Below are 12343 nucleotides of genomic sequence, written 5' to 3' on the forward strand. Positions count from 1 at the left end.
ATTTTCCTATTGAAACTTTTGTATAAAAAAATTAGTGAAAGATTGAGTAAAAATCTCCATTCCAAATATCATAAAGATAAATATTATTGCAAATTTTAGTTGAAAAGTAATAACAAAAGGAGAGAACGCAGGCATAGACCTAGTTCCATATCCATAATATAAATCAAGAATAAAAGCTATAAAAAATAAAGGTAAAGCAAAAGCAAAAGCAAAGGCAAAAAGCCTATTTATCTCATCTATTATAATCTGTATTCCATTATAAGAAAAAATATCAAAATATCCTAAATGTATCATTGAAAAACTTTTAACTAAAATTACAAAAGTCATTTCATACATACCTGTTTCAAAAAATAAAACCAAAGCAATTATATAAAGTAGCCTATTTATTACCCCCTCTTGTGTTCCTGTAGAAGGGTCAAACATATTTGCCATAGATAAAGCAGTTGCATACTCAACTAACTCTCCCATAATTTTTACAGCAGAAAAAATCACATGTACAAAAAAAGCAGCAACTGCCCCTAAAGTAATTTCACTAACTAAAGATAAAATAAAAGTATCTTCAGTAATAATATTTTGTACTTCTATTATAGGAAATAAAAATACTGTTATAAAAAAAGCAAAAGTAACTCTAATAGTAGGATTTACAGAAATATGACCATATACAGGCATAAAAGCAACAAAAGATAAAATTCTAGCAAAAAGCAGTAAGAATTTAAATACTACTGCTTCATTTAATAAAGATAGAAATGCTTCCATTACATATAGTTTGAAATATCAGCTTTACTATTTTTATTACTATTTAATGAATTTAAAATTTCATTTGAAGAAAGACTCTCTCTTCTAGTAGAAGCTTGTTGTTCTTGAGGATTATTTGAAGAGCTATTTTGACTATTTTCATCTGAATTAAAATCAAGATTAAATTCACCTTCTGATTCAAATGTTTTTAATAAAGCACTTTTTAACCCCGTTTCATTATCAACAAAAGCTTCTAAAGTTGAAGAACTAGAGATATTTAAAGAGATATTTAATCCACCATTTTCTCTATCATTTTTCATTAAAATTGCAATTGTTCCCAATTGTGCAGGAAATAAATTAATTCTAAAAGCAGTTACAGGTGGCTTATAGTTTTCATACATAGTTCTTGCAATATCAGACATCATTGAAGACATTTGTTGCCTTGCTCCAATAATTTTACTTTGAATACTCATTGCCAAAGTTGAAGGTACAGTTAATGAAACATCAGGCATTTCATTTATAATAGTGTTATCTTGAGTACCTGCCAAACCACTTTGAGTTAAAGAAGAAGTAACTTGAGTTGGTAAATTACTATTTGTAAACTCTTGTACAAGATTTCTATTCATTATCATTTTTTCTAAAATTGTATTTTTACTAATCTCTTTACTTGCATTATCTTTAATTTCTACTTTTGCTTCAGTTAATTCTAATTCTAAGATTTTTGCACTTTTTTTAATATCTTCAATATTATTAGCCTCTTTTGCAATTTTTACACCCTCATGCTGTGCAATAATTGCTTGATTTGTAATACTATTTTTTTGAGAACTTAAATATATATTTGTTAATAAATCATTTTTAGTATTTAAAACCGTTTTTTCTTCAGTTTTTGTTTCTACTTTAGTTTGAATAATCTCTTCTTTTTTTAAACTATTATCTTCTTCTACTAGCTTTTCAATTAAAGTTTTTTTACTAGCAGGTTGTTCATTTTCTAAAGAAGTATCTTTTAGTTCTTGAGTACCTATTTGAACCTTTTTATTTTCACTTGCAGTTGTATTATCAATTTTTGCAAGTTCATTTGCTACTTTTTCATTTTTTGTGCTAGCTAAAGTTTCATCAATTGTACTTTCAACTGATGTTGCTGTATTTTTCGAAATTGTAGATTCATTATTTATATTTTTCTTCTCTTCAACAGCTTTTATTTCAAGTTCATTATTTTCAATTTTTTTATCAATTACTTTTGTTTCAGTAGCTAAGTTTTCTTGTGTTTTCACTTCTTTTACCACATCAGTTTTTACACTTACTTCTTCTTGTGCTGGTTTACTTAAAACCGCTTCATTTACAACTTTTGTTGAAAGTTCTTTATCTAAAGTTGCTTTTTCTTTATTAGTTAAAGTCTCTTTAGTATTATTATCTTCAACAACAAGCTCACCTTTATCTAAAGGTGTAGAAGGATTAAGAACAGTTGAAGTTTCATTATCTTTTAAAATCTTTTCATTTAAATTACTAGTTTCTACAATTGTTTTTTGTATAGAAGTTTTATCTTGAGTTGGTTGTATTACTAATTTTTGTGTTTCATTTTTAGAAGTATCTATATCTAAAGTAGCAGTTGTATTTATTGATTTATTTTCAATAATTACTTCAGAATTTTTTATCTCTTTTAATACTTGTGCACTTTCATTATTTTTAATATTACCTTTACTATCTTCAACCATTTCTAAAGTGTCATCAGTTGAAATTTGAGAACTATTTTCTGCAGTAATAACTTCAATATTATTTTCTTGATTTAATTGTGAATTTTTAGCTATTGCTGTATCCAAATTTGGTTTTTCTATCTTTTTATCTTCAACTAAATCTTCAGTTTTATTCTCTACTTTATTTTCTACTTTTTGCTCATTATTTAACTCTTTTTTAAAGTCATTATTTATTTTACCGTTTGGATTCTCTATTTTATTCTCTATTTCCTTATTATTATTTGATATAGTAGTATCTTGTGTTTTTTCACTTGTAATATTTTTACTATTTTCTTCTTTACTAACTAAAGTTTCTTGGGGTGTTTGTCTATTTTTAATATTATTTAAAATTTCATTACTTGAAGGTATCTCTTTTGTAGAAGAGTTTAATGGATTTGAAGTTATTTCTTCTGCTGTTGCTTCATTAGAAATACTTTTTTGTGCTTCTAAAAGCATCCTATCTAATAATGATAAAGAAGAAGAGTCAGTTTTAACAGAAGAAGTTTGAACTTCTGTTTGAACTTTTTCACTCTTATTTTCTACTTTATTTTCTATTGTATTAGCTGTTTTTATTTCTGTTTTTTCTTCAGTTGTTGTATTTAAAGAAATACTGTTTTTTCCAGTATTTTCATTAGATTTATTATTTACTTCTTCTTTTGAATTGCCACTTTTTGCAATATTTTCAGAAGAAGCTTCACTTAATAATGAATCAAATAAAGAAAAGCCTTCTTTTTTAACCTCATTTGAAGTAGTTGATGAAGAAGTATTTTCACCTTTTATTTTAGAAGAAGATAATAAATCTATTGTTTCCATAATTAAGCCTTTAAAATCTCCAGCGTTTTTGTATCAATACTTTTATGAGTATTAAATGCTGCGATATTTGCTTCATAAGATCTTGTTGCTTCAATAAGATTAACCATTTCAGTTACAGGATTAATATCTGGATATGCCACATATCCTTCCTCATTTGCATCAGGATGAGCAGGCTCATATCTCATAACTGGTTTAGCATCAGATTGAATTACAGATTTTACAGCAACACCTCTTAATTCATAATTTGAATCTTTACTATTTGTTTGTTCAATATCATTACTATTAACTTTTTTTCCAGTATTTAAAAGTACATCTTCAAATACAACATTTTGTTTTTTATAAGGCCCACCCTCAGCTGTATGAGTAGTTTGAGCATTTGCAATATTTGCACTTACTACATTAATTCTAGTTCTTTGAGCACTCATACCAGAAGTTGCTACATTGTATCCATCAAAAAACCCCATAACTACTCCTTATTATGCTTGAATTCTAGCAACTTCTTTATAAGCTGCAATTGCTTTATTTTTTACTTCCAATGCAAGTTTTAAAGAAAGTTCAGCTTCTTCAATTCTTTGAACTGCTTCTTGTAAATTTGCAACTTTACCAGTTGCAATTCCTTCCATTGCATTATACCCTTCAACTTGTGCTTGATTTACTTCACCAATAGCATCTTTTAACATATTTGAAAAAGATCCTTGACCTTGATTTTTTACATCAAGATTATTGTTTGAAGATATTCCTAAAGAACTTATCGAGTCTTTAATTGATGAAATATTCATTTATAAATCCTTTACTCTTTTTTCTCACCAGCTGCTGCTGCATCTTTTATACTTAACTCAGCTAACATTGCATCAATCTTTTCTGCATTATATTTAAAATCCAACTCTGAACGTTTGTTTTCTAAATTAAAAAGTAATATTATCAAAGATAGCATCATATTGGATACACCTTTTAAAACAACAGTTACACCAACTATTCCAAAAATCATTTCCAAAGGAGTAAATAAGTCTGCATTAATTACAAAAAATATAAGTGTAGCAAAGAATCCAGTAGCTATATATAATCTAAAGATTCCCGTATTAATTACGTTTTGCGAGAACTTTTCAATAATCATTAGATAATCCCGCTAATAAAACAATAATAATATTTAGTACACCTATTCTGTAAGATACAGACACCCTAGACTACCTTCTATTTAATATTTTTTAGTAAGGTATCAATTATTGCTTGTAGTTGTCTCGTTGAGTCATCATTTTTGAACTCATGACTAAATAACTTTCTTAACCGGCCAGTCGTTGAAATATTTGCAGAAGTTGATACATTACCTATATATTTTACCATAAAATTGTCATTTAATCTATTTTTTTTAGCCAAATTTATTAAAGAATTTGAAATTGTATCTCCAATTTGATGATTTCTTGTATGATTAAAGCACAACATAAGCTCTTCTTTATCTTTGGACAACATTTTCATAAGGGCATATAGGTCTGTTAAGGCACTTGGGTCTGTTGTAGTTATTGCTAAAATATTATTAGAAATTGCTAAAAACTCTTTTACATATTCATTTAATCCAGCCCCAGTATCAATAAGAACTATATCAAATTCATTTAAGTTTATTACATCTTCTACTATTCTTGCAAAGACAAAAGAATTAGAGTGATTTGCATATTGGTATCCACTTTTTCCAGCTACTAAAAAAAGATTTTTATAAGAAGTTTGCAAAAGGGCTTCTTCTATTGTAATTTTACCTTCTATATAATCAAATAAAGTAAATTTTGGTTTAATATCAAATAAAACTTGCATATTTGCTAAACCAATATCTGCATCTATTACAGCTACTTTAAAACCTCTTGAAGAGAGTAAATAAGCTATATTTCCAGTAAAAGTGGATTTACCAACTCCACCTTTTCCAGAAGTAATTGTAATAAGTTTTGTTTTTGAAAGTTGCTTATTTCTTCTTGTTAAATTAATAAGCTTACTAGCTTGATTTGAGATTGTATTAAACACTCTTATCTCCTTGGACAAGAGTTGTTCATAAAACAATCAATTAAAAAAGAAGCATCAGAAACAATTAAATCATCAGGAACATTTTGACCAACTGAAAAATAAGTAATTGATTTTTTTGTTTTATGTGCAAAGGAAATTAAATTACCAAAACTTCTTGTTTCATCAAGTTTAGTAAAAGTTAAATAATCAATATTTAATCTTGAATAATTTGTATATACTTCTAATAAATCACTTTGCTTCACATTTGCAGGTAAAACTAAAATTTTTTCAATAGGTAATTCATCAACTCTATTTTGATACTCATTTATAAGTTCAATTTTATCCACATCATATTGAGATGACCCAGCAGTATCAATAAAAATATAATTACAATCTTTTAATCTTAATAAAGCTTCTATTAAATCTTCAGGATTTTTTACAATTTCCAAAGGAAGTCTCATAATATTTGTATAAGCTTGTAATTGCTCAATAGCACCAACTCTAAAAGAATCCAGTGTAACAATTCCAACTTTATAATTTTGTCCTAATTTATAAGCATATCTTGCAGCCAATTTTGCAATTGTTGTTGTTTTCCCAACTCCAGTAGGCCCTACCATCATGGTAATTTTTCTTTGATGTTTTCTTAATGGAATTTCATGCTTTATTGGAATAATTCTTCTTAAAATTAATTTGAAAAAATCATTTACTTTTTTAGGATTTACTTTTAAAGAAACAGGCAATTGTTTAATTGTCTTTTTCATAATTGTATAAGTCATTTCTTGATCAAATTCATTTTGTTCAAAAAGATTATACATATCTACAAATTCAGGAGGAATTGTTAAATCATAAAGCTGACTTTTTGGGTCCCATAGTGATTTTTGAACTTGACCTATTGCATCTTGCATTTTTAAAATCTCAGCCCTAAAATCATAAACTGAAGCTTGAAATTTCTCATCTTTTTTAGGGTCTTTTGAAACTATTTTTTTTGTATAAACTGATTTTTTTACCTGTGTTTCATCCTCTAGTGCAACAACCACTTCATACATATCTTTATTTCCATCTTTTGCACTAGAAATTTTTTTTGTAGAAATTACAATTGCATCTTCACCACACTCTTCTTGTGCCTTTCTTAAAGCAATTGTAGGTGTTTCACCTAAAAAGGAAAGCATATTCATTCTATTCTTCCATCTTTATATATTTTTTCAATTTTCCCATCATTTCTTTTAATTCTTATATACTCTTCATTTTGAAAAATAATTTCACCATTTTTTTCAATTTCTATTGAGCCAAAACTAAAAACAACAGATTTCTTTTCAAAAATGCTAACATCTTTTGTGCAAATAATTGAACCTCTAGCAATATAATGTAAAGCTTGAAAAACTTTTCCATCAATATCAGAAAGTTTAAGAGGAGTACAAGTACTTTTTACAGAATCAACTTTCTGTAACATTAAATCTTTTACCTCTATTTTAGCTTTATAATGAATAACATTTTTTGCAACTAAAACATCAGTTGCTGCATAAGAGCTTGATAAAAAAACTAAAAATGTAAAAAGACTAAGCCTTAACATCAAATAGAACTCCACCATTTTTTTCTGTTAATTCATCTACAATATCTTTATACATTTGCTGAACAGGTAAAACTATTGCAGCAAGTTCTGAATTTAAACCATATAGTTTTTTTAGTTCACTTTCTAAATTATCAACTTCATCTCTATATTTATTTACATCTTCACCATTTTTCATAGCAAGAATTAATTGTTCATTTAGTTGAGATTTTAATTTAGCTATTTCATTAATCATCTCTTCTTTTTCATCATTTCTTTCAAGCAAGTTTTCATGTTTTGCTTGCTTAATATCTTCTATATCTAGGAGTATTGATTCTTGCATTTTTAAAGTAAGAGATAACATTTTATTTACTAATTCATTTATCATATCTACGACCTATTATTTTCACTTAAGAATTGATATAAAAGCTGACTAATACCCAAAGTACCTTGTGTATTTTTAGAAACAGCTTCAGTATACATACCTTTTATAATATCAGAACCTGTCCCCTCACCTGCAACACTAGTATTTTTTAAAGAGATATCCATAAGTTGCTGTGCAAAAAATGATTCAAAATCATCACATACTTTTTTAAGATTTTCTTCTTCTAATTTTTTAACATCAATATTTTTAAATTTATTATCGTCATATTGATTATATTGTACTAGGGGTGCACTTAATTCTATCATTTTTCTTCCAACCTATCAAAGAAATTTTCTTCATTTAAAATATCTGATTGAATATTTTCTGAAAAGAATCGCATTTCAACTCTTCTATTATCAGAAGCAACTTCACTTTTTGGATGATAAGAAGCAAAAGCAGAAACTTTTAATTGCGCTGGGTCAATTCTATTTTTAATTAACTCTTTTACCACTTCTATTGCTCTTAAAGCTGATAAATCCCAATCATCTCTTGGAATTTTATCACTTTTAAAAGCCCCATTATCAGTATAGCCTATTATTTCTATAGAGAAAGTTTGAGGCATTGTTCTTATTACTCTTGCTATTTTAGCAATAAATCTCTTAGAAGCAGGATTATCAATTTTATATTCTCCTGGTTTAAACATAATAGTTGAAGGAATATCTAAAACAAACTCATTTTTACCTTTTGTTATTTGCATAACCTGAGATTGATCAGCAGCTGTATCATTGGCCATCTCTACAATTTCTTTAATTTCATTAGAAGCCTCTTCTACACCCTCTTCAGCAGCCGTCATATTATCATCACTATCACTATTACTTTTATTATTAGAGTGTTCATCTGTTTGTTCTCTAACATCTGCTGTTTTATCCAAAAAGCCCATAGCTTTTCTCATAATATCAAAATACTCTTCAACTTTCTTTTTATCCATTACAGCCATAGATAGTAATAAAATAAAAAATGTTAAAAGTAATGACATTAAGTCACCAAATTGTACTAGCCAACCTGGTAAACATTTTGGGCATTCAGGACATTTATTTTTAGCCATATTTTCTTTCTATTCTGGTAATTCAACTAAGATTGCATTTAGTTTCATTTTTATATTACCAATTGATTCTTCTGCTGCAATCATAGAAGCACCAGCGATAATAACCTCACACGCTGTTATTTCAAGACTATGTTTTCTTGATAATTTATTTTCAATAATACCTGCAAATAAAGTACCTAAAAGGGCCCCATACATTGTAGTTAATAAAGCAACGGCCATTGCAGGTCCAACAGCAGCAGGGTCAGAAAGGTTTGCTAGCATGGCAACTAGTCCAACTAATGTACCAATCATCCCCATAGCTCCAGCTGTTCCACCAATATTTCCAAATATAGAGATCATTACGCTATGTCTTTTATCAATATGCTCTAATTTAGTCTCTAATAAAGGTTCAAGTACATCTGGTTTAGTTCCATCGACTATAAGTTGAAAGGCTTCTTTTAAGAAAGGATTTGTCTCTTCTAAAACTTTTTGTTCAATATGCATAACCCCATGTTTTTTAACTTCTGTTGCATAAAAAACTATTTTTTCTACCAATTCAGGTAAAGGTTCAGATTTAACTTCATTAAAAGCTACTTTAATTGCAGGAGTAATTCTTTTTAATTCTGAAATTTCAAATTGCCCTGCTGTAACAGCTAAAGTACCACCAAATACAATAATAATTGAAGGCACATCAACATATACACCAAAACCTGCACCACCTAATATAATAGCAAGAGAAACAAATGCCCAACCTGCAACTAATCCACCTAATGTACTCTTATCCATCTATTTTAATCCTAATTGATTCAGTCTTAAAGACTCATTTCCTATACTTTTTACTTTTAAACCAAATTTTCCTTCAACAATTACGGCTTCACCCTCTCCAATTTTAATTCCATTAACTAAAATCTCAAGTGGCTCATTTACCATTTGGTCTAACTCAATAATTTCACCAATATCCCATCTAAGAATATCTTTTAGTAAAAAGTTTTTTGTACCTAATCTTACACTTAACTTCAATTTTATATTAAATAATAGCTGTAAATTATGTGCTGAATTTTCAGAAAGTAAAGAACTTATGCTTAATTCATCACTTCTTATTGCTTCATTTGTATTTGAAGATGAAACAGCGGGAACATCAGGAGTTAAAGGTATATCATCAACTTTTGTTCCTGTTATAGAACTAACAAATGGTAAAATCAAATTATCAAAACTTATAATAATTGGTAATTTTTCATTATCCATAAGTAAATTTAGTTCAAAAATATTACTTTTTGAACTTATTGTTGAAGATTCAACAATAGATGCATTTAATATCTCAAATTTTAAAGTTCCCACATCTGGAAAATTTTGTGCATTTACTGAAGTTGCAAAACTTCCACAAATATTTGAGATTATTTCATTAACTGCATCAGCAATCTCATCATCAATATGTTCTTTTAAATCTCCCATTCCACCTAACATAAAATATTCAAATTTTGTTGCTGAAATAGTAGGAATAAAAAAAGAACAAGTTGAACTTCCTGCACTAAAATCAAATTTTACATCAACTTCAATACATTGACTTGATTCTAAAGAAGAAGTATCAAATTCAGAAATAGAATCAATTGAAGCATTTTTTGATAATAGTTGTTCTAGAGTATTACATAACTCATCTTTTAAAATATTTGATAAATCTGATGCCAATTAAACTAACCTTTTATTTTGTCTATTTTAGTTTTGATTCTAACTCTTGAAGTAACTGAGCTTTTACTCTCATCATATCTTCAGTTGGATACTTATATTCAGCTTCACCCCTTGTAACTTTTACAAAGAAATCTTGCGAATTTTTGTTATATCCAAATCTAACATTATCTAAAATCACTTCATTTTTATCTGAAATTTGATTTGAAGATTGTGCATTTTTATACTTTTCATCTGGTACAATTTTTTCTTTTGTATTAACTTCAGAAACTTTCTGAGCTTTTTCAATTTGGTTCATCTTTGCATTATCAATTTCTGCAATTCTTCCTAATTCCATAGAACGCTCCTATAAAATAGTATCTGCATTGATTATATCAAAAAATAAATAAATTTTTAACTGATTTATAAAGATTCTAAAAACTCATCTATATTAAGCAATCTAAAATCTATCATACTATCTAAATATTTTGATTTAAAATATTGTTTAGCACTAGATAATTTTAGCTCTTGAATTAATTGAACACCTGTTAAAAAATCTGCATCATGATCATTTAAAATCGCTTTAATTAATGAGATCTGAATTGAAGCTTCATTATATTTTTCTTGATCTAAAAGTGCAGCAACTTGCATATACATTGTATATCTATCTTCTAAACCATACTCTTTTTGAAGGTCATTTAAGATTTTAATTGTTTCATCTGCATTGCCAAGATATAACTGTTTTAAGGCTCTTGTTCTTAAATATGATGGTGTTTGTTTATTTTCTATATTTAAATTAGCTTTATAAAATAAACCCATAGCTTTTAAAATATCTAAGTAATATCTAGTTACAACTAAAGGTCCTTCTAAAAAGTTATCATTTATAAATAAAGGTACACTATCTTGAAGTTTTGAAAAATATTCAAAATCATTTTGTTTTTTATCTCTTTTTACTAGTTTAATTAAATATACAAAAGGATCTTTATAATACTCTTCAAAAAGTGGATGTGCTAAAGTATCTTTATTTTCTTTTTTTAAAGATAAATAGTCTAAAGCTTTATAAAAAATTGTATCTTTATAATATAAAGGATCTACTTTTACATTAAATTGATTATTTAAAACAGCTTTATATAAAGATAATCCAAAATATTTATATAAACCATGTTCAGATTTTATATTTGTATCAATATACTCAAAATCTGAAACTTTCTTATCAATTCTTTTAGCTGCAATTAAGGTCATAACAGCATATAGTTTATTCCCTGGATTTAATTTATATGCTTTTTCAAAATAGTTATAAGCATTGTTAAAATCAAAAATTTGAGCATATGATAAAGCTAAGTTATAATATACATATGATTTTGTTTTAGGAGTAATTAACTCTTTTAACTTCTTAACTCTTATAATTGGGTCTTCTTTAATAATTTCAATAAATTTAGCATTATATTCAACCATTTTTTCTAAGCTTTGAATATTTTGTTTACTTTTAAAGATAAATCCTTTAGAAATATCATAAATAATCTCTTGACTATCAGAAAAAACAAAAGGTGCAAAATAGAATAGATAATCTATCTCTCTTTTTACTGTAAAATTTGTAATAAAATCCAAATAATCTTTTGATGTATATTTATCTTTATTAAAAAATATTTGTAAAGGTAATTCTAAATTTGCTTTAAAATTACTTTTTCTTTTATTTATTAAATCAAGATTTTCTACTAATTTTTCTAAATCATTTGCTTTTAAATCTCTATAAACCATAATCCATAATATCTTATCTATCATATTTTGATTAAAAGTTTTTTCTTTTGCTTTAATTAAAAATTCTTGTGCTTTTTCATAATTTCTAAGTTTTAAATATAAAATAGCTTTTTTTAAATCCAAAGGAAATTTCATATTATTTAATACTTCTAAAGCTTTTTCATAATCTTTTAAAATGATTAAAGTATCAGCAAGCATTCTTTTTGAATGTTCTGTTAAATTTTTATGTTTTTTAGAAATATCAATAATAATATCTAAATATTGAGTATCTTTACTAATTTGATATAAATAATAGCAAGCAGACATATAAGAATAAGTATCAGTAAAAATTGCTTTCTTATATTCATAGATATTATTTAAATACAATTTAGCATTATCAAACTCTTCTAATTTATAATAAGCAATTGCAATATTTAAAAATGAAGGGATTTTTATAATAGTTGCAGTTTGTTTAAAGATTTCTATTGCTTTTTTATACTCTTTTTTTTCCATCATAAGTACAGCTTTATTAAAATCAAACTGTAAAGTAAAATTATCTTGTTCCTCTTTTAATTTATCATAATTGAAAATAATTTCTGGTTGAGATTCAATTAAATCTTTTTGTGCATATAAAGAGGTAAAGAAAAAGGGTATAAAGAAAAAATATAAATAAAATCTTCTCAAAA

The 12343-nt window shown here is 26.5% G+C and carries 15 protein-coding genes; all 15 read right to left on the minus strand.

Annotated elements, in window-relative coordinates:
* Window positions 1–6 precede the first annotated feature (6 nt).
* On the minus strand, window positions 7–756 hold the full coding sequence (locus AMYT_RS10990; RefSeq protein WP_114842577.1) for a flagellar biosynthetic protein FliR: 750 nt from the start codon (window positions 754–756) through the stop codon (window positions 7–9).
* Complete coding sequence (locus tag AMYT_RS15085) at window positions 756–3278, minus strand: ring-infected erythrocyte surface antigen domain-containing protein (protein ID WP_228197859.1); 2523 nt, start codon at window positions 3276–3278, stop codon at window positions 756–758. The genes AMYT_RS10990 and AMYT_RS15085 overlap by 1 nt, the downstream gene beginning before the upstream one ends.
* A 2-nt stretch (window positions 3279–3280) precedes the next feature.
* Window positions 3281–3742, minus strand: a complete 462-nt coding sequence (gene flgC, locus AMYT_RS11000) for a flagellar basal body rod protein FlgC (RefSeq protein WP_114842578.1) — start codon at window positions 3740–3742, stop codon at window positions 3281–3283.
* A 12-nt stretch (window positions 3743–3754) separates the two neighbouring features.
* Window positions 3755–4057, minus strand: a complete 303-nt coding sequence (gene fliE, locus AMYT_RS11005) for a flagellar hook-basal body complex protein FliE (RefSeq protein WP_114842579.1) — start codon at window positions 4055–4057, stop codon at window positions 3755–3757.
* An 11-nt stretch (window positions 4058–4068) separates the two neighbouring features.
* Window positions 4069–4392, minus strand: a complete 324-nt coding sequence (locus AMYT_RS11010; protein ID WP_114842580.1) for a hypothetical protein — start codon at window positions 4390–4392, stop codon at window positions 4069–4071.
* Window positions 4393–4469: 77 nt separating this feature from the next.
* Window positions 4470–5285 (minus strand): AAA family ATPase, encoded by an 816-nt coding sequence (locus tag AMYT_RS11015; RefSeq protein ID WP_114842581.1) that lies wholly within the window; start codon window positions 5283–5285, stop codon window positions 4470–4472.
* Window positions 5286–5287: 2 nt separating this feature from the next.
* Window positions 5288–6439 (minus strand): flagellar biosynthesis protein FlhF, encoded by a 1152-nt coding sequence (gene flhF, locus AMYT_RS11020; protein ID WP_114842582.1) that lies wholly within the window; start codon window positions 6437–6439, stop codon window positions 5288–5290.
* Window positions 6436–6834, minus strand: a complete 399-nt coding sequence (locus tag AMYT_RS11025) for a hypothetical protein (protein WP_114842583.1) — start codon at window positions 6832–6834, stop codon at window positions 6436–6438. Before AMYT_RS11025 ends, flhF begins: the two co-directional genes overlap by 4 nt.
* On the minus strand, window positions 6821–7198 hold the full coding sequence (locus AMYT_RS11030; RefSeq protein ID WP_114842584.1) for a hypothetical protein: 378 nt from the start codon (window positions 7196–7198) through the stop codon (window positions 6821–6823). Before AMYT_RS11030 ends, AMYT_RS11025 begins: the two co-directional genes overlap by 14 nt.
* A 2-nt stretch (window positions 7199–7200) precedes the next feature.
* Window positions 7201–7500, minus strand: a complete 300-nt coding sequence (locus AMYT_RS11035) for a hypothetical protein (protein WP_228197860.1) — start codon at window positions 7498–7500, stop codon at window positions 7201–7203.
* Entirely contained in the window at window positions 7497–8279 is a 783-nt protein-coding gene (locus AMYT_RS11040; protein ID WP_114842585.1) for a flagellar motor protein MotB, read from the minus strand. Before AMYT_RS11040 ends, AMYT_RS11035 begins: the two co-directional genes overlap by 4 nt.
* 9 nt (window positions 8280–8288) lie before the next feature.
* Window positions 8289–9044 carry a motility protein A gene (locus tag AMYT_RS11045; protein WP_114842586.1) on the minus strand — a complete coding sequence of 252 codons (756 nt, stop codon included), beginning with the start codon at window positions 9042–9044 and terminating at the stop codon, window positions 8289–8291.
* Entirely contained in the window at window positions 9045–9944 is a 900-nt protein-coding gene (locus AMYT_RS11050; RefSeq protein ID WP_114842587.1) for a FliM/FliN family flagellar motor switch protein, read from the minus strand.
* 22 nt (window positions 9945–9966) lie between these two features.
* On the minus strand, window positions 9967–10278 hold the full coding sequence (locus tag AMYT_RS11055; RefSeq protein WP_114842588.1) for a flagellin: 312 nt from the start codon (window positions 10276–10278) through the stop codon (window positions 9967–9969).
* 65 nt (window positions 10279–10343) lie between these two features.
* Window positions 10344–12341, minus strand: a complete 1998-nt coding sequence (locus AMYT_RS11060; protein ID WP_228197861.1) for a tetratricopeptide repeat protein — start codon at window positions 12339–12341, stop codon at window positions 10344–10346.
* Window positions 12342–12343 lie beyond the last annotated feature (2 nt).

It is taken from the genome of Malaciobacter mytili LMG 24559 (genome assembly GCF_003346775.1).
Lineage (GTDB): Bacteria > Campylobacterota > Campylobacteria > Campylobacterales > Arcobacteraceae > Malaciobacter > Malaciobacter mytili.